The following is a 22,182-nucleotide window of genomic DNA, read 5'->3' as shown; positions in this document are numbered from 1 at the left end:
TTGTCAAGTGTTTGTAAGGGCACGCTGGCTATGCGGCGGGCAGCTCGATGGTGAATATCGTGTGTTCGGGCGTCGATTCACATGCAACGGTACCGCCGTGTGCCGCGATGATCTCCTTGGCAATAGCAAGGCCCAGACCGGCGCCACCGCGATTGGTTGCACGCGCCGCATCCAGGCGATAGAACTTCTCAAAGATCACCTTGAGCTTTGCCGCAGGGATCGGATCGCCCTGGTTTATAAATCGTACGCGCACGCCGCCATCGTCTTGGCGCCTGGCCTCAATCGTGATCATCGAGCCTTCATAGCTATAGGCAACGGCGTTTTTCATGATGTTGTTGAATACGCGAGCCATCTTGTCGCCGTCCACGAGTACCGTCAGGTCCTCGCAGATATCAACTTGGGCTTCCTTGTGCTGTTCGTTGAGAATGGGATAGAACTCGTCGGCCACCTGCGCCAGCAATAGCCCCAAATCGACGTAGGCGCGGGTAAGCACGATATCGTGGAAATCGAAACGCGTGATGTCAAAGAACTCCTCGATGAGCGCGTCGAGCCGATGGGCCTTGTCGAGCGCCACGCCCGTAAAGCGTGCACGCTGCTCAAGCGGCAAATCGGGAGCCTCCTGCAGGAGCGAAAGATAGCCCACCACGCTGGCGAGCGGCGTGCGCAGGTCGTGCGCCAGGTACGTAACCAGGTCATCTTTGCGATGCGATTCGTCGCGCAGGGCCTGTTGAACCTTACGCTCGCAATCGCGCGCCCGATTGAGCGCGCCCTCGACCTCGAGAAAGTCGCCGTCGATGGTATCCCACGTGTCGGGGCTATCGATCAGACGGTCCTGAATACGGGCGGCGATCACGCGGTCGGCATGCCGCTCGCCCTGCTCATAACCCTGGTAATACAGGGCGCGTCCGCAAAAGAACAGGACGCACACGGCAAGCGCCAGCACAAAGCCGAGCATGTTGAATACAAAGGCGGCGTCAAAGAACACGGGCTCGCCAATACCGCCAAGCGCCATGGCCCCGATCGCCAGCGCAATCGTCCACGCGGCACCGCCGATTACCACGCAGCGGCGAACGATTTCAAATCGATCGATCAGCAAGAAGCCAATAAGCAGAACTGCCAGGATGCCAACGATATTGTCAATGCCAATGAGTAGCAGACTCAGCGAAAAGAGCAGCACCGTCGCAAGCGCGCGATTGTCGACGACCGCCCTTATGTATTCAAAGAGTCGATCGGGCACCTCGAATACCCGCCTATCGTCTTTTGTCATATCCACTTCCCCACCACCAAAGGCGTTATTCGATTATGTAGCCGACGCCCCAGACGTTTTTGATAAAGCGCGGCTTTTGAGCATCGTCGCCGATCTTTTCGCGCAGATGGCGGATGTGCACCATCACCGTATTGTTGGAGCCGGGCATAAAATCCTCGTTCCACACCGCGCGGAACAGATCCTCCACGGCTACCACGCTGCCGCGATGCTCAACCAGATACAGCAAGATGGAATACTCGATGGGCGTGAGGCGTACCGGTGCACCGTCCACCGTTACGGAACGAGCATCGCGGTTGATCTCCAGGCCGTCGAGCTGGATGGTCGGCGACTCGGCCGCCTGCGAGCGGCTACCGTAGCTGGTGTAGCGGCGAAGCTGAGCGTGCACGCGCGCGATGAGCTCCAGCGGACGGAACGGCTTAACCACGTAATCGTCCGCGCCAAGCGAAAGGCCCTCGATCTTGTCTTGCTGGGCATCGCGCGCCGTCAGCATGATCACAGGATAGGTATGGCTGAAACGGATCGTACGCAGTAGCTCAAAGCCATCGATATCGGGCAGCATGACATCCAACAGTGCCAGATCGAACTCCTGCTCCAGGATTGCCTTGGCAGCATCGGCCCCGCTATAGGCAATCTGGACATCAAAGCCCTCTTTTGTAAGGTAGATACCAACCAAGTCGGCGATGGCCTTCTCGTCATCAACTACCAAAATGCGCTCGTTCATGCGTGCTCCTCTCGCGCTCCATTATGCCCGAGGCGACGCACGCCACACACAACAAGCGTGGGTGATTAAGTCGGCCTTAAGCACCCTTGTGCCCGTTCGGGCGCGGATGTGGGCCACGCACGCACGCGATGATCGCCGACGCCGGCAAACGATATACTCTAGTTCCAGAAGAGACCATCCCGTCGAAAGCGAAATCCGTGAAGTCCCTCACCTCTTTTGCAAAGCGCTCAGCCCAGCTTGCCGCCGGCTTTGTCTGCGCTATCGCCCTTGCCGCTGGCGTGCCCACCGTCGCCGGCGCCCAAGTACTCACGACCGACAATGTTTGCGGCAAAACCGCCGATGCGCGCGGCATCACGGCCGAAAACCTGCCCGATATCGATGCGACCAATGCCCTCGTCATGGGCAAAGACGGCACCGTCTACTATGCCCGCGGCGCCGATGAGCAGGTCAAGATTGCCTCGATCACCAAGGTCATGACCGCAATCCTAACCGTCGAGAATTGCAAGATGGACGAGAAGGCCACGGTGAGCAACGCCGCAGCCACCGTGGGCAATTCAACAGCCGGCCTACTCGAAGGCGACGAGCTCACCGTGAAGCAGGCACTGCGCGGCCTGATGATTCCCTCGGGCAACGACGCCGCCATCGTGCTCGCCGAATATGTGGGCAAGAAGATCGACCCTAAGACCAAAGACGCCGAGGCAACATTTGTGAAAGCCATGAACGAGCGCGCTAAGAAGCTCGGTTGCACCGGCACGCTTTTTGAAAACCCGCATGGTCTGGACTTTGATGAGTGGGCTGGTGATATGCACTCAACCGCACACGACGTAGCGCTGATGATGCAGGAGGCCATGAAAAACGACACGATCCGCGAGGTCGTAGCGAGCGAAGATTCCTGGATCGAGGTCACGGGCGCCGACGGCACCGACCATTCGCATTCCATGGACACGCATAACTATTTGCTAGGCCAAGATGGCAACATCGGTGGCAAGACCGGCACCACCGATGATGCAGGCTATTGCTTTACGGGTGCCTACAACCGCGATGGCGACGAGATCTACACCGTCGTTTTGAACTCCACCACCACCGACCAGCGCTTTACCGATACCGCAACCCTTGCCAATTGGTACTACGGTCACAAGGTGACGGTCGCAATCGCCAACACGCAGGAAAAGACCGCCAACGGCAACCCACTTATGGCGCGCATTGGCCAAACCGACTGGACGGATAAGACGATCGACGCCACGCTCGCCGATCCTACGGCGCAAGCGACCGTGTTTTCCCTTGCCGGCGAGGTGACCGAAAAGGTTAGCTACGACGATCTTTCGGGCACGGTGCATGTGGGCGACAAGGTGGGCAGCGTTACGCTCAAGCAGGATGGCACCAAGATCGCCGTCATGGACCTGGTTGCCGACGAGGAAGGCGCAGGGCCGAATCCCATTGAGTGGCTACTCGTGAAGCTCGATCGCTTGGGCCGCCGCATCGACAACCGCCCGCTCACGACAGAAAGCGAGACCGTCGCCAAGGCGCCCGAGGTGTAGTGCGCAAGAATAATAAGCCCACTGAAGGGAGGCGTCCGAAAGGATGCCTCTTTTTTTGAGGGTTCGAATCCCCAGATGCCATTCTTGATAATAAAAAGGGCCCCAAATGGGACCCTTCTTCAAATTCGTACTGGCGGAGAGCTGGGGATGTCCGGGCATGCTGCGCATGCCCTCCGGCTTCAAAACCTGGCGGCTTTTCGCCCACGGGCTACAAACGCTTTCGCGTTTGCTTAACGCCCGTGCCCTCTCGGGTTCGAATCCCCAGCCTCCTTTCTCCGCACAAAAAAGGGCCCCAAATGGGACCCTTCTTTCAAGTCATACTGGCGGAGAGCTGGGGATTCGAACCCCAGATGCCCTTTTGGGGCATACTCGCTTAGCAGGCGAGCACCTTCGGCCTCTCGGTCAGCTCTCCGTAACAGCCGTTCTATAGTAACCAAACAGTCGAAGTTGGGCAAGAGGGAATTTTCTAATTGCCCAGCGGCCTTTCCTCCTTGCAGTTTTCGCCCCTACCCCAGCGAGCGGTTGAGGGAGCCGAGCTCGTCGTTGCCCATGGTACGCCACATTTGGAAGATACAACCGCGCGCCAGGAAAAAGAAGCCGTTATCGACCAGCTGCACGGCGGCATCCGCAAGCTGGTTGGCCACCGCGGGCACGGGCGGCAATTCGAGTCCAGCCCTGCGGATGGTCTCGACCGCTTCCTCGAACGTCGGAGGCTCGCTGACACCCATCTCGTTCATAAGGCCCTGCATTTCTTCCAGCGCGCTGCTGCCCGACTCCTCGCCGCGCGGCACCAGACGGTAACAAGCCAGCGCCAGGTCGAGCTGATCGCAATTCCAATAGGCAAACGCCAAGCGATAGAACAGGTAGCCGATTGCAGAACGATCGCTGGCAATACGTAGGCCGTGGCGCGCCACCTCGATAATCTCGTCAAAGCGCTCCAGACGCGCGAGCACGTTGATGAGCGCAAAGTGCGACTGCATGGACGAGCGCGCCAGATCGTAAAGATGGCGCACCTCGGGCAGTGCTCGTTCAAAGTCCTCTTGCTCGGCGTAAAAACTGCAAATCTCGTGCTGGGCAAAGTACAGCGCATCGGGCGCACGAAGGATTCGCACAGAGCGGTCTTCTTCCAACACCGGTAGCACCATGCGCACCAGCTGATTATCGCAAAACTGCGTTTGAACCGGACCTGTCGCCAAAAGCTCGGCGACGGCGCACTTAGCCTCCAACTCCTCGACAAGACGGGAAAAGCCTTCAAAAGCACCTGTACGGTCGACTTTTGCCTGCTCGCGCAATTCAACAACACGGGCCACGTATGGGTCGTCGTCCTCTTCCATGACCTCCAACTCGTCAGCCGTATCGGCAAGCAGCAGATCGCGCAGCGCCGGCGGCAGCATGCGATGGTCATCACGCGGACGAGCATGAACCTCCGCAGGTTCAATCGTCTCCGGAGCGGTTGACTCATATGCCTCAAGCACACGCTTGCACGGCATATCGTCCATGTCCATGCTCTCAAGATCCTTGGCGACAGGCACGCAATCGGCCAGATAGGCCGCGCGCCCAAAGAAATACGTTGCAACAACGCGCTCGCCCTGCTCACTGTCGGGAGCAGCAATCTGCACATAGCAGCGCGTGATGCAGGTGCCCGCGGCAAAACACGCTGCTGCAAGCGTGAGTGCCACGCGCGCATCGTGCTCCGCGGCCCAGATCGCACGCGCGTCCTCGTCCAACTCGCGCCAGGCGTCATCTTGAGCGTCGTATTCACGTTGCGGCATGGCATCAACGACAGACTGCCCAAACCGAACGAGCATGATCCCCTCGGCAACGTTTGCCCGATAGGTATAGTCGAGCCGCGTGACCACGTTAAGTGCCTCGACAATACGCGCGAAGCGGGTACGCACATCCCACTCACCGCCCGGCTGACAAGCCACCGTTCCCGGTTTGGACCACGGGTTGTCGCTCGAGGTTGTATCGAGCAGTCGGGGAACATCGTTGGTCGTCTTGGCGATATGCCACGAATCAAAGAGCGCACAGCCTTCAAGGCTCGGCGACGAGGCCGCGGGGGCCAATCCAGCCCCAATGCGCTCAAGGATGCCGGAGAGGCGGTTGAGACGGCACTCGATGGCGAGCAGCGTGTCAATCTCGTCCTGGTCTAGCAGGCTTCGATCAAAATTGAGATAGAAAAGCTTTGAGCGATCGATGCGAGCCAGGCTCATCTCGGACTTAGCGGCGATGGTGCGCAAGCGGGGCAAGTCAATTTCACTCATAAGGGCGGCGGCATAGCGCTCGATACCGCTCGGGTTCTCGGCATGGTCAACGCGGTAGAGCAGCGTCTCGATAGCGTCAGGTAGCGGTGCCGTGTTAAAGCCCAAAAACACCTCGACCGGCTCGGGCAACTTTACGAGCTTGATCTTGTCGATAACATTTTGCATACCCTCGTCGAGTCCGCCGGCGTCCGCCGTGCTCGCAATGGCATTTTCGGAGTCAGCGAATATCACATAGCGCAGGAACATCGATGCCATGAACTCGCCGTAAGGAAGGGAGCGGGTCGAATTCCATGTCTCGTGGTCGGACTGCTCGCGCATGGGGCCTTCGGGAGAGCCGACGGTTCGCGCGCACGCGCGCATTGTGCCGTTGGCTCCCCGAACCACAATCTCACCAATACCGGAGTCCGACTCGTCAAGGACCAGTTCCATGTCGGGATCGTTGGGCAGCGGAGTCTCGCTAACGGGGCGGTCCACCTTGTACACCTCGCCCGAAACGCTTACGTAACCCAAAAGCGACACATGACTTTTGCCAACGAATTCGACGACATAGCAAGATTCATGCTGATCCTCGCCAAAGAGTTTCCAGACCACGCCATATGAGCGTCCCGCAGGCTGCTCGGGCATCGCCGGAAAGCGCTTTTTGGGATCGAGAAACCTGAGCTTGTATGTCGGACGCTCTGCCACGAAGTATCACCCTGATCGGTCGCTTGAAGAAGGAGTGGTCGCGAATAAGTCGCGACATCTACTCGGAATCTTACACGAGTCGACAGGAAATCGTCCGCTTTACGCCCGCGCCTCGACCGAGGTTCGAATCCATGCGGTGTTTACGTAAAAGAAAAGCCCCCGTTGCCGGGAGCTTTAATCTCAAATGGTGCGGCGTATAGGATTCGAACCTATGACGTTCTGATTCGTAGTCAGACCCTCTATCCAGCTGAGGTAACGCCGCGACTTGTTGATTATTATGCACAGAGACTGAATAATGGTCAAGCATTTTTTCAAAAAAAGTTATCGAATTTGATTTTTAATCATTTGGAGGGCTTGGCGCGATCTTCGACGCATCGCGATATAAGAAAAGCCCCCGTCGCCGGGAGCTTTAAAGTCAATTGGTGCGGCGTATAGGATTCGAACCTATGACGTTCTGATTCGTAGTCAGACCCTCTATCCAGCTGAGGTAACGCCGCAACGCACGGATTATTATGCACGCGAGCCCCCGATGGGTCAAGCGACAATTAGAAAAAAATTTTACGGAGTGATAATTAAGTTGTTCGTGCCTCGACCGAGGTTCGAATCCATGCGGTGCTGCCATAAAAGAAAAGCCCCCGTTGCCGGAGGCTTTCAATTTCAATTGGTGCGGCGTATAGGATTCCGCGCATCCGCTTCGCGGATCCGCACCGGCTTCGCCCGCCTGCCGGCGGACTCGCCCGCTCGCTACCGGACGCTCCGCGTCCGCTTCACGCTCGCGCCTCGACCGAGGTTCGAATCCATGCGGCGACTGCCTAAAAGAAAAGCCCCCGTTGCCGGAGGCTTTCAATTTCAATTGGTGCGGCGTATAGGATTCCGCGCATCCGCTTCGCGGATCCGCACCGGCTTCGCCCGCCTGCCGGCGGACTCGCCCGCTCGCTACCGGACGCTCCGCGTCCGCTTCACGCTCGCGCCTCGACCGAGGTTCGAATCCATGCGGCGACTGCCTAAAAGAAAAGCCCCCGTTGCCGGAGGCTTTCAATTTCAATTGGTGCGGCGTATAGGATTCGAACCTATGACGTTCTGATTCGTAGTCAGACCCTCTATCCAGCTGAGGTAACGCCGCAGCGCAAGACATATAAAACCACTTTAGCTTATTGGAGTCAAGCACAATTTCAAACTTTTTTGTGGAACGCAGTCTTGTCATGCTGCTCCGCATATACCGTCGTTCCCCGTACGATCGATTGGCTTTTCGATCACGTCAAACTTAGCATCAAGTTCCCTCAGGAGCGATCTCACCCGCTGGGCACAATCATAATCGGCAAACGAGATACTCAACATGCGAGCAACCTGGTTAGATGTCCGGACCCCATAGAAATGCTCCAGGGCCACAAGCCCCTCGTGCGCCACAAACGTCTCAACCACATGAGGCGACTCCTCAAAGCACCATTGGGTCAACGGACCCCCGCTCGTCTGTCGAACCACCAGGCCACCCATGCCAGACGGCTCACACGTTACAAGCAGGTACTCCCCGCCCTCGTCGCTCTCAAACAAAACCACCCGATCATCAAACAGCTCCATCGCGTCCCCTTTCTCTCGCTCTTATTTAGCAAAAGCATAGCAGGTAGATTGCTGTATACAGAACAGTTGTTCGTGTGTTTTCTATTGAGCTGTCCGCACGGCATGGTATGGACCTGCGCACGAAATAGGGCGCCCCCGAAGGAGCGCCCTTGCATATCGCCTATGCAGCCAAGTTACGCGACCGGCTCGATCTTCTCGAGGCCGCCCATGTAGGGACGCAGGACCTCGGGGATCGTGATGGTGCCGTCGGCGTTCTGGTAGTTCTCCAGAATGGCAGCCATGGTACGGCCAGCCGGCAGGCCGGAACCGTTGAGGGTGTGCAGATAGCGCGAACCCTTGAAGTTCTCGGGGTCGCGATACTTGATGTTGGCGCGGCGAGCCTGGAAGTCACCGCAGTTGGAGCAGGAGCTGATCTCCTTGTAGGCGTTGTAGCTCGGCAGCCAGACCTCGATGTCGTAGGTCTGACGGGCAGAGAAGCCCAAGTCGCCGGTGCACAGGCTAATCACGCGATACGGAAGGCCCAGCTGCTGCAGCAGGTACTCGGCCTCGGCGGTCATGCTCTCGAGCTCCTCGTCGGACTCCTCCGGCTTAGCGAACTTGACCATCTCGACCTTGTCGAACTCGTGCTGACGGATGATGCCACGGGTATCGCGACCGGCGGAACCGGCCTCCTCGCGGAAGCAGGGGGTGAAGGCGGTGTAGCGGCGCGGCAGGGTGTCGGCGTCGAGGACCTCACCGGCGTGCAGGTTGGTGAGCACGACCTCGGCGGTGGGGATCAGGAAGTTGTCGCCCGAGACGTGATAGGCGTCGTCCTCGAACTTGGGCAGCTGGCCCGTGCCGAACATGGTCTGACGCTTGACGACGATGGGCGGCCACCACTCCTTAAAACCACGGCTGGTGTGCGTATCGAGGAAGAAGTTGATGAGGGCGCGCTCAAGACGGGCGCCGGCGCCACCGAGAACGGTGAAGCGGCTGCCGGAGAGCTTGTTGCCGCGCTCGAAGTCAAGGATGTCGAGGTCGGTGCCCAGATCCCAGTGCGGCTTAAAGTCGAAGTCGAACTCGCGCGGGGTGCCCCAACGACGGCGCTCGATGTTCTCGTCCTCGTCCTTGCCGTACGGCGTGGCCTCGCAGGGAATGTTGGGCAGGTGAGCCATGAAGTCGTACTGCTCCTGCTCGAGGGCGGTGCGGCGCTCGGCCAGACCGTCAATCTTCTCGTTGACGGCGCGCACGGCCTCCTTGGCGGCCTCGGCCTCGTCCTTCTTGCCCTCCTTCATCAGGGCGCCGATCTTCTTGGACTCGGCATTGCGCGTGGCTTGAAGTTCCTCAACCTCGGTGATGACGGCACGACGCTCGTCGTCGAGCTCAAAGAACTTCTCGCGATCCCAAGACGTCTGGCGGTTAGCCATGGCGACATCGATGGCATCGGGGTTCTCGCGAACAAACTTGATATCAAGCATTAGATCCTCCGGCGATATACATTCCATTTAGGTTGCAACCTTGTACATGTATGGGCAAGTATATACTTATGAGCGTTTACGACCCAACTCAACTACGCAAGAAGGCACCCAATGGACGCAGTTTTTTCCTTTTTGTTTGGCACCCGCACCGGTTTTGCCATCCTTTTCGCCGGCGGCATCCTGCTGTTTGCGATTATTGCCTTTGTAATGGAGAAGCGCACCCATAAGATGTATGTCGACCGCGGCCCCAAGTCCGAGGACGAAGAAGACAGCTTCTGGGACTAACCTGCCAAAAAGGGACAGGTTTATTTTGGTCGGTTTTATCTGGGCAAACGCAAGTGCCCCGCAACTGGAATTGAGCCAGTTGCGGGGCACTTTTCGCTAAAAGGACAAAACCGCAGGAAAAACCTGCCAAAATAAACTGTCCCTTTTTTGGTCGGTTTTACTGGAGGGTTGCGTCGATTGCCTTGACCAGGGCGCTGCGCATGCCGGCGTCCTCGAGTGCAACGACGCCCTTGATGGTGGCACCGCCGGGCGAGCATACGGCATCCTTCATCGCCGCAGGATGCTGGCCAGTTGCAAGCTGCAGCTTTGCCGTACCCAGCACCATCTGGCTCACAATGCGATAAGCATCCGCACGCGGGATACCGTGCTTGACCGCCGCATCGCCCAGGGCCTCGATTGCCATGGCGACAAACGCCGGAGCGCAACCACCCACCGTGCCGCCCACAAACAGCAGGCTTGTGTCGAGCTCGACGACAGCGCCAAGCTTACCGAGCAGGTCGAGCACCACAGCACGCTGCTCGTCGTTAAGCGTCGAAGCCTTCTCGCAGGCGATGACGCCCTCGCCCACCGAAACCGGCGTGTTGGGCACCGTCGAGATATGCGCGACGCCCGGCAGGACCTGCTCCCACTTGGCACTGTCCCAGGTCCAGGCAACCGACAGAACGACCTTTTTGGCAAGAGCATCCTTGAGCGGGGCGAATACCTTCTCGATCATGTACGGTTTGACCGCAGCGACCACGATATCGGATGCGGCGACAACCTCGGCGGCATCGTGGCAGGCGACCATGCCGCGCACCTCGCAACGCTCGACCAAAGCATCGTAGCGGCCTGCGCAGGCGCACATGTCGCCCGCGGCCACGCCGGCGGCAATCCAGCCATCGGCCATAGCACTCGCCATATTGCCAAAACCGACAAATCCGATCTTCATATCACACAGTCCTCTCAGATGCGTTCCTCAAAAACGAAAGTCATTGTCCCACGCTATTGTTTCGTATTGCCGACCTACTTGTGATACGGCTCGCCACGGCTAATCTTGCAGGCGCGGTAGATCTGCTCCAGCAGCACCACGCGCGCCAGGTTGTGCGGCAAGGTAATGCGCCCAAAGCTGAGCATCTCGTCGGCGCGGGCGCGCACCTCATCACTCACGCCGTCCGAACCGCCGATTACAAAGGCAATGTCGCTGCTACCTCGCAGCATAAGATCGTCGAGCCTCGCCGAGAGCTCCTCACTCGAACGCTCCTTGCCCTCAATGGCCAGCAAGATCACATGCGCTCGAGACGGCAAGGCAGCAAGAATCGCCGCTCCCTCCTTGTCACGCGCAGCATCCACACCGCCCGCCTTAGCCGGGTCGATATCGGCCACCTCGCGGATATCCACCTTGGCATAGGCACCCAGACGCTTGGTGTACTCAGCGCACGCGTCCTTCCAAAAGCGCTCCTTGAGCTTACCAACACAAACGACGGTGTATTTCACGCGCGCCTACTCCTTCGAATCGTTTTGAACTTTGCCGGCAGCCAGCATCTGCTCGAACATAGAGGCCGACTGCGAGAAGTCGCTCGGCAACACGACCGTCGAGTTTTTGCCCGTACGTGCGAACTCCGTCATCATCTCGGTCCACTGCGTAAACATGAACAGCTGGTTGGCCTCATCGTTGCCAACGCCTGTCTCCTGGATAATCTCGAGCGAATCCTTGATGCCCAACGCGATAGCTTTGCGCTGGTTGGCGATGCCTTCGCCTGCCTTTTCCATCGCCTCAGCCTCGGCGGTCGCCTCGGTGACGCGCTTGATGCGGTCTGCCTCGGCGAGCTCCTGTGCCGCAGCGCGCTTGCGCTGGGCGGCGTTGATGTCGTTCATGGAGTTCTCAACCTCGGTCGGCAGTGCGATTTTGGTGATGAGCGTCGACACGAGGGTGAAGCCGTAGGCGGCCATCTGCTCGGAAACGGTAGCGTTGACATCCTTGGCGATGTCATCCTTCTTGGCAAAGACCTCATCGAGTGTGTAGACAGGAATCGAAGAGCGCAGGGCGTCGGTGATGAAGTCGCGCATCTGGTCGACGGGCTCCTGCAGCATATAGTAGCTCTTGTAGATGCCCGAATCTGCCGGGCCGGCGCCCATGTCATAGCTCACGTGGTACTGAGCGGAGACCTCAAGGCCAATGGTCACGTTGTCCTGGGTCTTAACGTCGATGCCAAAACCATTTTTCATGGTGCGCAGACTCACCGTGGCGGCCTTGCGGTCAATCACGGGCACCTTCACGTGGAAGCCCGCGTTGACGATACGATTGAACTTACCCAAGCGCTCGATGATCACAGCGTGCTGCTGCTCAACGACGTAGCAGGCGTTGGGGAGCAGCAACAACAGGATGATGATGGGAATCAAAAGGCTGGTAAGGGCGGCGATGATACCGGAAAACAGCATGGTCTCTCCTCTGATAGGCACACGTTGCCATTAGGATACCCGTCCAAGGAGATCGTGCATAACAAAAAAGCTCCCATTGCTGGGAGCTCTTTCATTTAATGGTGCGGGCGAAAGGACTTGAACCTTCATGGGGTTGCCCCCATACGGACCTGAACCGTACGCGTCTGCCAATTCCGCCACGCCCGCGTGCAGGAATTAGAATAACGGAGCGCCACCGCGAACGCAAGAACTATTTTTGAAAAAGTTTGCAGGCATTTTCCCAAGCGGCATGCGCGATTGTTTCGGCGTCCTCACCAGTGCGATCGACACGGTCGTTAACCAGCGCGTTTGCCGTAATGGAGATCATTGCTGGCTCGCATTCAAGACCGCGAATGGGCTCCGGCGCCATATACGGGCAATCCGTCTCGAACAAAATGCGGTCGAGCGGGGTCGCCGCAAATGCCTCGCGCACGTCGTCGTTGCGCTTAAAGGTGGCCGCACCACCATAGGCGATATAGCAGCCCAGCTCCACAAAGCGCTCCATCGTGGCGCGGTCCTCGCCAAAGCAGTGCAGCACGCAACCGGCCTGAGGCACACCCACCTCGCGCAGCACGTTGTACGCATCCATATGCGAGGTGCGCTCCCCATCCGAGTCCTCGTGCCGCAGGTGCAGCTCCACCGGCACATTGCGGCGCACGGCAACTTCGAGCTGACGCGCCATGCAATCAATCTGCACACTGTGGGGCGCCGGCGCGATGTCGTCGTCGTAATCCATGTGGTAGTCCAGACCGATCTCGCCGATACCGGCGCACAAAGGGTCATCGAGCGCAGCAACAACCTGCGCGTGAATGTCATCGGTATAATCCGGCGCGCCATAGGGGTGAACGCCAGCGAGATACTTGATCTGCGGAATATCCCGCATCGGCAGAATTTCGCGCACGAGCCAGTCGCTATAGTCCGTCACGCTGCACTTGTCGGCGATGGGGTCGAGCATCGTCACCAACAGGTCGACGCCCGCGGCTTTGGCGCGCACGAGCGTCTCGGGCACTTCTTTCCCCCAAAACGAAAGCAGATGCGCATGCGTGTCAGCAAGCGGTGCCAAGGGCACGGGACAAGCAACCGTCTTCTTTTTCTTGGTAAACGTCACGCGTTCGGCATTAGGCATCATGGATGAGCTCCTGAGCCAGGCGGATAAAGTCGGCAACATCAAGCGTTTCTGCGCGCGTGGTGGGTGCGATACCGCAAGCCTCAAAGGCGGCGTCGAGCACGTCCTTGGCAAAGCCGTTGGCGCTCATGGAATTGCGGATGGTCTTGCGGCGCTGAGCAAATGCAGCATCAATCACGCGGGCCACAAACTCGCGATCGAGTCCTTCGGGCGCCACGCCGTCAACACGGTCGATACGCACGACGGCCGAGTCCACGTGCGGTGCCGGCATAAAGCAACGTGGCGGCACCTCAAAGCGACCCGTAACCTGCGCATACAGGCCGAGCTTTGCCGTGTAGCCGCCATAGGTCTTGTTACCCGGCACCGCGGCAATGCGATCGGCAACCTCCTTTTGAACCATGACCACGGCACGCTTGAGCGCGGGCATCGTCTGGAAGAACTGCAGGATGATCGTCGCCGCCACGTTATAGGGCAGGTTCGCGACAAATACCGTCGGCTCACCGCCTGCAGCCTGCTCAATCTGCCCCGTCGTCACCTTGAGCGCGTCGCCCATGATAAAGCGGAAGTTGGCATAGTCGGCGGCATGGGCATCGAGCACCGGTTCGAGTTCGGGATCGGCCTCGATCGACGTGACGCACGCCGCCTCCTGCAGCAGCGCGAGCGTGAGCGTACCAACGCCCGGGCCAACCTCGAGCACGCGCTCATCGCCCGTGAGCTCGGAAAGCTCGCAAATGCGCTCAATTACATGGTTGTCGATCAGGAAGTTCTGGCCCAGGCGATGCTTGGTCGCAAGGCCAAACTCCTCCAGCAGCTCCCTTGTTGCCGTGGGGTTTGCCAAAGGCGAAGTTGTCATAGTTGCCTCCTTAGCATGATGGCGGCGTCTTGAAACAAAAGGGCATGGACCGTTGCGGCCATGCCCTTACATCTAAACAGCAAATTGCCGATATGGCGCGCGGCGTCTTAGCCCAGACGCGGGAACAGCGGCTCACCCTTCTCGACGGGCCGACCACCGGCAAGCAGGCCCCAAGCGCAAATGCCCTTGAGGTCGTCGCTCGCGGCCTCGTCCTCGCAGGACAGGCGGCGCAGGGCTTCGGCAGAGGTCTGAGGCATGAGCGGCATCAGCAGGTGAGCGGCAATGCGGATGGCCTCGAGCAGGTTGTAGATCACAAATGCCAGCTCGTCAGCCTTAGCCTCATCCTTGGCAAGCGCCCAAGGCTCGGAGTCCTCGATGTAGTGGTTGGCGGCGTGGATGAGCTCCATAACCTCGTCCTTGGCTCCGCCGTAATCGAGCACGTCCATCTTGGCCATGTAGCGGTCGACCAGGCCATCGGCGATCTTTGCCAGCGGGTTGTCGAACGCATCGAACGATGCGGGCTTGGCGGGCGCGCAACCGTCAAAGTACTTGCCGCTCATGTTGAGCGAACGCGAGATAAGGTTGCCCCAGCTGTTAGCCAGGTCGGCGTTGTAGACCTGCTCCATGCGATCGAAGCTGATAGCGCCGTCGGTACCGGGAACGACGTCGGTCATAAAGTAGTAGCGATAGCCCTCGACGCCCAGCATGTCGATAACGTCCTGCGGAGCGATGGCGTTACCGCGGCTCTTGGACATCTTCTCGGCCTTGCCGGTCTCGGCATTGCGCACGGTCAGGAAGCCGTGGGCAAAGACGTGCTCGGGCAGGGCCTCGCCGATGGCCATGAGCATGGCGGGCCAAATGACGCAGTGGAAGCGGATGATGTCCTTACCCACGATGTGGAACTGCGCGGGCCAGCGATAGGCCAGCTCGGCACGCGCCTCGTCGGTGTCGACACCGTAGCCGACGGCCGTCATATAGTTGAGCAGCGCGTCAAACCATACATAGGTCACATGGCCCTCGTCAAACGGAACCTGGATGCCCCAGTCAAAGCTCGTGCGACTCACGGAAAGGTCGTTGAGGCCGCCCTCGACAAAGCTGCGAACCTCGTTCATGCGGAACGCAGGCTCGACAAAGTCGGGGTGCTCGTCATAGAGCTTGAGAAGCTTGTCCTGGAAGGCGGAAAGCTTAAAGAAGTAGGACTCCTCCTGGACGCGCTCAAGCGGACGGTGGCAGTCGGGGCATAGATGCTGGCCGACGCTGCCGTACTCCTCGTCGCCCTTCTGGACCTGCGTATCAGTGAAGTAGGTCTCGTCAGGCACGCAATACCAACCGTCGTAGCTGCCCTTATACAGGTAACCGGACTCCTTCATGCGCTCCCACAGGTACTGCACGGCATGATGCTGGCGCGGCTCGGTGGTGCGGATGAAGTCGTCGTTGGAAATCTCGAGCTTGCTCCAAAGCTCCTTGAAGTGCGGAGCCTGGCTATCGGTCCACTCCTGCGGCGTCATGCCATGCTTGGCTGCGGCCTCGGCGACCTTCTCGCCGTGCTCGTCCATGCCGGTCAGGAACTTGACGTTATAGCCGGCGGAACGGCGATAGCGAGCCTGAACGTCGGCGATGATGGTGGAATAAGCCGTGCCCAGGTGCGGATCGGCGTTGACGTAGTAGATGGGCGTCGTGATAAAGAACGAAGGCTTGCTTTGATCCATGGGGTTTGTCCTCCAGAAAAACGTTGCATACAGAGGATGATTCTAGCGCAAGGGCTGGATATCCTCCATCTATTGCATATCGAGCACCATGGCATAGACATCGCGCTTGCGGCGCGAATACTTCTGAGACAGGCGCTTGGCCACCGCAGACGCGGGCTCCCCCTCCTCGAGCGCGGCGCGGATATCCTCGCGCAGGGCCTCGTCGGGATCCGCTGCCGTGACGCCGACCGGCACGATACCGGCCTCCTCATCCTCGCTCGGTGGCGCGATGACCAGCGCAATCTCGCCCTTTACCTCGCCGCGAGCACGCAGCTCCTCGGCAAGCTGGTCAGCGGGCCCGCGCAAGACCTCCTCGTGCAGCTTGGTGAGTTCGCGGCAGACGGCAACCTCACGCTGGGGAAAGACCTCCGCCACGGCCTCGAGCGTCGCCACGATGCGATGTGGAGACTCGTAGAAGATGAGTGCGCCGGGCACCACGGCAAGGCGCTGCAAACGGCGCACACGGTCGCCGTGCTTTCGGCCCAAAAAGCCCTCGAAGAAAAAATGCTCGCAGGGAATGCCGGACGAAACAAGCGCCGTGACGCAAGCAGAGGGCCCGGGAATAACTTCGACGGGCACATCGGCCTCACGCGCCGCCTCGACCAGCGCCTGGCCGGGATCGGACACGCTCGGCATGCCGGCGTCCGAGGCAAAAGCGAGGGTCTCCCCCGCCAGCAGACGGTCGACCAGGCCGGCGGCGCGGCTGGCGATCACATTCTCGTCGCAACGGACAAGCGGCTTGGAAATGCCCAGGTGCATCAGTAGCTTTGACGTCACACGCGTGTCTTCGCAGCAGATGGCATCAGCAGCGGCAAAGGCCTCACCAACGCGCGGGGACAGGTCGCCCAGGTTGCCGATGGGCGTGCCGACCACATAGAGTTTGCCCGTATGGGCGCTGTTTTGCGTCATATCAACCTATTCAATCATGCCGCGCTCGAGCGTACCGAGCGCCGCGCGGGCGTCCCATGCTGCAATGCGCTTCTCGGTCTTCCACGTTTGGAAGAACCAACCGGCAGCCGGCGCAAACGAAGCCAGCTGGTTGGCGATAAACACGCGCTCGTAGGCATTGCGGCCCTCGGGCGTAACCGACGAGTTGGCAAAGATCGCCGCGCCCGACCATTCGCCCACCAGCACGGGGAACCCAGTCGAAATCGCTTCTTTAAGCTCGCGCTTGTTACGCGAAATCGCCGTCGTCAGCCCGCGAGGGCTCGTGATGTCGAGCGCATACTCGTCGCGGTAATGGTACAGGTGAAGGTCCATGTAGACGTTCTTGTACTTGGCGCCGCGCATAAAATGCTTCCACTCGCTGGGATGCCCCGACGACGAGAAGACGACGATCTTATCCTCGGGCATATACGAACGGACGAGCTCGTAGGCATCGCGATAGAAATTGCGCAGGTAGTGAGCAGGAATGCCATCCGTCATGGTGAAGAGGCTCTTGCGAACGCTCATCTGCGGCGTGTCCAGCAGCTCAATGCCCAGCAGGCTCTCGGCCTCGCCATAGCGATCGGCCAAGCGCTCGAGCACGTCGAGTGCGACATGACGGCCGTTGGTGGACGAATGCCACTCGGCAACAGCCTCCGGCGTGGTGGGCGAATCGTTGGAATCGCCCTGGCCACCGGGCACGGTTGCCAGATCGAGCAGCACGCGGATGTCGTACTTGGCAGCCCACTCAATTGCGCGGTCGATGTAATCGACAACCGATATGTAGGAGGCATCGGACTCCTGTGAGCCAAAGGCATACCAGGGCACCGGCAGACGCACGGCATTGAGACCGATCTGCGCCATGCGGCGAAAATCGTCCTCGCTCACAAACGTCTCGTAATGGCGGCGCATGCGCTCGTTATAGGCGGCGGTACCCATGGCCTCCTGTAGCTCAGCCGCGTTGGATGCACCGGTCGCCGCATACAGCGACGGGGTCACCCAAGGCTCGGGAATAAACCAGCCAGAGAGATTAACGCCGAGTATCCTCTCCATCACTGCCCCCTTCGGATCATGCAGGTCGAACCCGCATCGTATTGCGTAGGATAAGTATCGTTTTGAGTATACCCGCGTGTGCGGACAGGCGACCGAACGGTCTGCAAAGTGACGCGAAAGTGGGAGGAATGTCTGGGAGCAGACGGACTCGGAATGGTGCGACGAGGTGTGTACGCGCGCCGGAGGCAGGCACCGGAAAGTGTGTCCCGTTCTGAGCCCTTATTCTGGGACGCAGTTTCCGCAGAACCCTACATAAAAGAAAAGGACCCCTTTGCAGAGGTCCTAGTCAATTCAAGGTGGCGGGGAAGGGAATCGCGTCCGCGCGCTGCGCGGACGGACCGCTGCGGCGCTTACGCGCCTTGCGAGCTGCGCTGGCAAACGCTTACGCGTTTACTCAGCTCCGCGCCCTCACGGGGTTCGATTCCATGTAGGGGCTGCATAAAAGAAAAGGACCCCTTTGCAGAGGTCCTAGTCAATTCAAGGTGGCGGGGAAGGGAATCGAACCCCTGACACGAGGATTTTCAGTCCTCTGCTCTACCAACTGAGCTACCCAGCCATTTGAGGTGTGCCTTGTTTCAAGGCTTGATTAGTATAACCAAGGACGCGTTCCGGTCAACCGAGAATTTCAAAAAAGTTTTTGAGCACAGCCTCGGTTCTTTAAATCGGCACGTCAGAGGCATCAGCCGGCAGCAAGAAGTTTTTCGCTCAGAGCCGCACGGGCAAACTCACTTGGCGTCATCCCCTCGGCAGCCGCCCGTCGACGAATGGCCTCCTTCATTCCCAGAGGAATCTTGACCGACAGCGTTGCCGTCCCCTCACCTGAGAGTGGGGGCCGTCCATGCACGATCCCACCAACGGTGTGTTCGCCATCCGGAAACTCTCCGCGCTCGTACGACTCGCACCACGCGTCAATCATTTCATCCGTTACAACCTGACCATTAGCGGCCGTATACGTCTTGCCCATCATCGACCCCTTTGCCGAGCCCGTTCAATCTCCTGCCAAAATTTCTTCTGGACTGGAGACAAGGCATGAATGATAAGCCCCCACGGACAAGCTCGACCGCGACAAGCTCCACGCTTCGTCCGTCTGGGAGCCATCCAATCGCAAGCCATCTCGGCGGCTCGTCCTTCGGCTCGCGACGAATGCACTCAGTAACCGCAAGCCAAGCGCTAAGCACCTGCTTTTCCGTCAGGTGCTTTTTAGCGTTGGGATGGATCTCAACATCCATGCATCTTCTCCTCCATCTTACCCAATTTCGTATGACGAAAGTCCGCTGTCGCCAATTCTTAAGCCGGCACGCGTTGGAGAGCAGGGGTCGAAACAATGATTGAAGGACGCTCTAGTACGGCCCAGGCGCCGGGGCAGGAGCACATACGCCAGGGACGTACGTTTTCGTAGCATACGAGGACATAGCCACGTGCATCGATAAAGGCGATATCGATGGGATAGGCCATAAAACACGTATGGACCGAAGAGCAGCGTGGAAATGCCATGACGAGCGGCAGACCGTTGGCGGCAACCGGACACCGTCCCAGCATGCCGCGCAGGCGCACGGCAAACGACTCCGCCACCGCAAACTCGGCCGGCGTCCAGCCCAGCCTATTGAGTGCCCGCGCGTAGGCGATGTAGGACGAGACCGCGGTCACATGACCACCCCCGGACGCCATGGATCGACCGTCACCGCGCGCTCGTGCGACAACGTTGTCGGCGCCCCCAGCGGAACGCCAGCGATGCTGAGAGAAGTCGGCCACGGCTCATAGTGCATGGTGCAGGTGTAGGTCCTAAACGTACCGGATAGGGAGAGCAGGCCACCATCCGATGCCTCCGCGCCTTGCTCGCTCGACACTTCAATCTGCAAGTCATAGCCTTCCATGGCATTCAGAATTTGAGTCTGAACCGTCGCCGAGGCATCGACAGAGCTTTCGTCGCCCTCCCCGCTCGGCGCCACGGCGTGCGCCAACACGATGTCGGGCACCACGCGGTCGAAGCGCGCGACAGCGCTGGCATAGATCATGACGTTGTATACGATGAGTGCCAGCACCAGCAAAACGGGCGTAACCACTGCTATCTCCACCGTCGCTTGGGCGCGCTCCTCGCGCAGACGCATGCGGATACTCATTACGACCCACCGCCCAGAGCGCCAACCAGCGTGGCGACATCGACGGTGAGCGGGATGGAGCCGCCGCCGGGCAGAGGAATCTCCGCAAGCGTGAACACCGTACCGCTGATGGTGCGTTCGACTTGATATTCCAACGCCTCGCAAAGCGCCTTGGGATCGGTCACGCCCAACGGAATACTTCGCAGTTTGTCTTGCGCTTGAGAGAGACCAGCAATGTCAGACCCCGGGCTCTTAATGACGTTGGCGGAATCAGTCAGCACCGGCTTTCGCAGGCGCAAGTCGCACGGTTCCAAACCCAGCGCCGCCACGGACGCCGAAACGGTATCGCCGAGCCACGATGCGATGGAGCCCAACGCGCCGCTGCCCCCTCCTAGGCCTTTAATCATCTCGTCCATAAGTTCGTCGGCCGAACCTTGGATGTCTCCGTATCCCACAAGCAGCCGTCCCCAGACATCCATGACGCCATCGAGTACGCCGGCAACGCCACCCGAGCGTTCCTTCAATGTCGAGAAAAATCGCGAAAGCACGTTGTTTTGCGCCGTCGCCTCATCGGGCGCCAGCACCGCGGCAGAGATGGCACCGCGATCGCCAAGCCTGACTGCCGTGTTAAACGAAGAGTTGAGCTCATCGGGGCTCGAGATGGCACCCGAAACCGCAAAGGCAACCACGCCGTTGCGACCGGGCGGAGCGATACGCGGACGCTCGCCCGAAAGCGCTTTAATGGCCTGGTCAAACGCATTGCTCGCACGGTCGGCCTCATCCTCGGTCTGACGCATGAGCTCAAGCTCTTTGTTCCGACATGTGACGTATTCCTCCAAGGCCTTTTTGAACTCGTCGAAGTGATATTCGAAGCCGTTTTCGATAGAGGTTGAAGGCGCCGCAACAGCACCAAGCGACAAAACGCCAAAATGGCATTTGCTGCATTTATCCTGTCCATCGTAATCGGCAACCGAAGCAAATCCGCTCGGCGTCCCTTTCTTATAGTTAGGGCAGGTCGTCCCGTAATGCAGATACGCCTTGTCATCGTTCACGCTCGTCGGCCACACCGCATCGGTATAGAGTTCCGTCGCCCGAACCTCATCAGAGTTGCGCGGCAGCAGCGGAATATAGGAGGAAACCCTGTCTCCGTTCTCGGTTATATGCGCCCGATCGACCTCCGCGCTCGCATAGGTATAAAACGCCTTACGCGCCGCAGACTCTGCCTTCATCTCGACACTCGAGCCGTGGGGCTTCTCATTTGTCAGACGCCAATGGTAGTAGTCCTTCGCGCGATCAAGGGCAACTTGGGGCTCCCACGTAACGCTCGATGAGTAATGCGGATTTTGAACACCGGAGAGATCCGTTAGGCTTTTCGCACGCTCCCACATGCAAGAACAGCTGCCGACCGAGCCCTTGTCAGACCCACCACAATCCGCCAGCCAAGCACGCTCTTTAGCCTTCGCCGTGTCCTCAGAAGCCTTCCGCAGCTCCTCGGCCGCACACTCTAAATCATCTGATGTGTCTTTAATGGCATCGGTCGAGATCTCGGACCCCTCGAGCGCAGCGAAGTCAGACTCGGATGTCCTGGGCACGGCAAGCGCCGTACCGGTATAGGTCACACTATCGGTATCCTGCGCCGACACCGCCTGCGTGGCACGCGCGGCGATCAGATACGGCAGAGCCGTCTCGATTTTCTGTAAGCCTTCCGATGCGCTTTTGGCAAACTTGTTGCGCGTTTTAATGATCTCAATCCCGGTGTCGACCATATTGCCGGCAACCGGCTCGGCACCCGGGATGAGGATGGCGACCAGGCCCGTCCCGATCGTGGCAAACCCCGCCAGCCCCAGACTCAAGATGCTCGCATCAACCACCGTGGCAGCCGTGTGATAGGACGACACTACGTTGGCACCCGCCAGCGCGCCACTATCAGCCGCCACCTGAGTATCCCCGGCACGCGACATGCTCCATATCGCCGCGGTCGACGAAAACAACAATGTGAGCACCACTAGGATGACCACGGCAGAAGAAAGCGTGGTATAGGCGCCGTCTTCGATAAACAGATCGACACCGGCTCGACCCATAAAGCCGCCTCGTTTGCGGAGAGCGCCTGGTCGACGGCGGGCCGCAAACCCTTGCGTCACCCGCAACA

At 59.2% G+C, this 22,182-nt stretch carries 19 protein-coding genes and 6 tRNA genes; 2 read left to right on the top strand and 23 right to left on the bottom strand.

The window, feature by feature from the left end; translation table 11 throughout:
* Window positions 1-28: 28 nt before the first annotated feature.
* Together DW899_RS03170 and DW899_RS03165 are read right to left on the bottom strand one after the other, a co-directional pair.
* Window positions 29-1,267, bottom strand: coding sequence for a sensor histidine kinase KdpD (locus tag DW899_RS03170; RefSeq protein WP_117799973.1), 1,239 nt, complete (start codon window positions 1,265-1,267; stop codon window positions 29-31).
* Window positions 1,268-1,292: 25 nt separating this feature from the next.
* A complete protein-coding gene (locus DW899_RS03165) occupies window positions 1,293-1,988 on the bottom strand; it encodes a response regulator transcription factor (RefSeq protein ID WP_117799972.1) in 696 nt (231 codons plus the stop codon).
* A gap of 197 nt (window positions 1,989-2,185) precedes the next feature.
* Here DW899_RS03165 and DW899_RS03160 point away from each other — a divergent pair, with 197 nt between their 5' ends.
* A complete protein-coding gene (locus tag DW899_RS03160; protein WP_158566556.1) occupies window positions 2,186-3,526 on the top strand; it encodes a D-alanyl-D-alanine carboxypeptidase family protein in 1,341 nt (446 codons plus the stop codon).
* Between the two features lie 321 nt (window positions 3,527-3,847).
* Here DW899_RS03160 and DW899_RS03155 read toward each other — a convergent pair.
* The 7 genes from DW899_RS03155 to serS all read right to left on the bottom strand — a co-directional run bounded on the left by DW899_RS03155 (window position 3,848) and on the right by serS (window position 9,509).
* Window positions 3,848-3,938: transfer RNA gene (locus DW899_RS03155), tRNA-Ser, on the bottom strand.
* A gap of 94 nt (window positions 3,939-4,032) precedes the next feature.
* Window positions 4,033-6,474: a lipopolysaccharide assembly protein LapB gene (locus tag DW899_RS03150; protein WP_117799970.1), complete on the bottom strand. Its 2,442-nt coding sequence runs from the start codon at window positions 6,472-6,474 to the stop codon at window positions 4,033-4,035.
* Window positions 6,475-6,659: 185 nt separating this feature from the next.
* A tRNA-Arg gene (locus DW899_RS03145) sits at window positions 6,660-6,736 on the bottom strand.
* 158 nt (window positions 6,737-6,894) lie between these two features.
* Window positions 6,895-6,971: transfer RNA gene (locus DW899_RS03140), tRNA-Arg, on the bottom strand.
* A 549-nt stretch (window positions 6,972-7,520) separates the two neighbouring features.
* Window positions 7,521-7,597, bottom strand: a tRNA-Arg gene (locus tag DW899_RS03135).
* Between the two features lie 77 nt (window positions 7,598-7,674).
* The gene (locus DW899_RS03130) at window positions 7,675-8,052 is read right to left on the bottom strand and encodes a hypothetical protein (RefSeq protein WP_117628981.1); all 378 of its coding nucleotides are present in this window, start codon (window positions 8,050-8,052) and stop codon (window positions 7,675-7,677) included.
* Window positions 8,053-8,225: 173 nt separating this feature from the next.
* Window positions 8,226-9,509 (bottom strand): serine--tRNA ligase, encoded by a 1,284-nt coding sequence (gene serS / locus DW899_RS03125; RefSeq protein ID WP_055285929.1) that lies wholly within the window; start codon window positions 9,507-9,509, stop codon window positions 8,226-8,228.
* A 111-nt stretch (window positions 9,510-9,620) separates the two neighbouring features.
* Between serS and DW899_RS10640 the strand changes: the two genes are divergently transcribed.
* On the top strand, window positions 9,621-9,794 hold the full coding sequence (locus tag DW899_RS10640) for a DUF6724 family protein (RefSeq protein WP_168170424.1): 174 nt from the start codon (window positions 9,621-9,623) through the stop codon (window positions 9,792-9,794).
* 157 nt (window positions 9,795-9,951) lie between these two features.
* On the opposite strand, the gene proC is transcribed toward DW899_RS10640, so the two are convergent.
* From proC to DW899_RS03050, 14 genes are all read right to left on the bottom strand, one after another.
* The gene (proC, locus tag DW899_RS03120; RefSeq protein WP_117655499.1) at window positions 9,952-10,722 is read right to left on the bottom strand and encodes a pyrroline-5-carboxylate reductase; all 771 of its coding nucleotides are present in this window, start codon (window positions 10,720-10,722) and stop codon (window positions 9,952-9,954) included.
* 74 nt (window positions 10,723-10,796) lie between these two features.
* Entirely contained in the window at window positions 10,797-11,267 is a 471-nt protein-coding gene (gene rlmH / locus DW899_RS03115) for a 23S rRNA (pseudouridine(1915)-N(3))-methyltransferase RlmH (RefSeq protein ID WP_035136824.1), read from the bottom strand.
* Between the two features lie 6 nt (window positions 11,268-11,273).
* Entirely contained in the window at window positions 11,274-12,212 is a 939-nt protein-coding gene (locus DW899_RS03110) for an SPFH domain-containing protein (protein ID WP_117757556.1), read from the bottom strand.
* A gap of 99 nt (window positions 12,213-12,311) precedes the next feature.
* A tRNA-Leu gene (locus DW899_RS03105) sits at window positions 12,312-12,398 on the bottom strand.
* A 43-nt stretch (window positions 12,399-12,441) separates the two neighbouring features.
* Entirely contained in the window at window positions 12,442-13,359 is a 918-nt protein-coding gene (locus DW899_RS03100; protein WP_117799969.1) for a TatD family hydrolase, read from the bottom strand.
* Entirely contained in the window at window positions 13,349-14,209 is an 861-nt protein-coding gene (rsmA, locus tag DW899_RS03095) for a 16S rRNA (adenine(1518)-N(6)/adenine(1519)-N(6))-dimethyltransferase RsmA (protein WP_117583810.1), read from the bottom strand. Before rsmA ends, DW899_RS03100 begins: the two co-directional genes overlap by 11 nt.
* A 107-nt stretch (window positions 14,210-14,316) precedes the next feature.
* Window positions 14,317-15,918 (bottom strand): methionine--tRNA ligase, encoded by a 1,602-nt coding sequence (gene metG, locus DW899_RS03090; RefSeq protein ID WP_117799968.1) that lies wholly within the window; start codon window positions 15,916-15,918, stop codon window positions 14,317-14,319.
* A 69-nt stretch (window positions 15,919-15,987) separates the two neighbouring features.
* Complete coding sequence (gene rsmI / locus DW899_RS03085; RefSeq protein ID WP_117799967.1) at window positions 15,988-16,866, bottom strand: 16S rRNA (cytidine(1402)-2'-O)-methyltransferase; 879 nt, start codon at window positions 16,864-16,866, stop codon at window positions 15,988-15,990.
* Window positions 16,867-16,872: 6 nt separating this feature from the next.
* On the bottom strand, window positions 16,873-17,934 hold the full coding sequence (locus DW899_RS03080; RefSeq protein WP_055309641.1) for a glycoside hydrolase family 5 protein: 1,062 nt from the start codon (window positions 17,932-17,934) through the stop codon (window positions 16,873-16,875).
* A gap of 483 nt (window positions 17,935-18,417) precedes the next feature.
* Window positions 18,418-18,490, bottom strand: a tRNA-Phe gene (locus DW899_RS03075).
* A gap of 123 nt (window positions 18,491-18,613) precedes the next feature.
* On the bottom strand, window positions 18,614-18,898 hold the full coding sequence (locus tag DW899_RS03070; protein ID WP_035137167.1) for a ribbon-helix-helix domain-containing protein: 285 nt from the start codon (window positions 18,896-18,898) through the stop codon (window positions 18,614-18,616).
* Window positions 18,899-19,221: 323 nt separating this feature from the next.
* Window positions 19,222-19,602 (bottom strand): DUF192 domain-containing protein, encoded by a 381-nt coding sequence (locus DW899_RS03060; protein WP_089572686.1) that lies wholly within the window; start codon window positions 19,600-19,602, stop codon window positions 19,222-19,224.
* Window positions 19,578-20,054, bottom strand: a complete 477-nt coding sequence (locus DW899_RS03055; protein ID WP_117799966.1) for a TadE/TadG family type IV pilus assembly protein — start codon at window positions 20,052-20,054, stop codon at window positions 19,578-19,580. The genes DW899_RS03060 and DW899_RS03055 overlap by 25 nt, the downstream gene beginning before the upstream one ends.
* Complete coding sequence (locus DW899_RS03050) at window positions 20,054-22,114, bottom strand: hypothetical protein (RefSeq protein ID WP_117799965.1); 2,061 nt, start codon at window positions 22,112-22,114, stop codon at window positions 20,054-20,056. Before DW899_RS03050 ends, DW899_RS03055 begins: the two co-directional genes overlap by 1 nt.
* Window positions 22,115-22,182: the final 68 nt, after the last annotated feature.

Source organism: Collinsella sp. AM41-2BH (assembly GCF_003468085.1).
Classification (GTDB): Bacteria; Actinomycetota; Coriobacteriia; order Coriobacteriales; family Coriobacteriaceae; genus Collinsella.
Note: the sequence above shows the minus strand (reverse complement) of the source record. Positions and strands in the feature narration are given on the sequence as shown.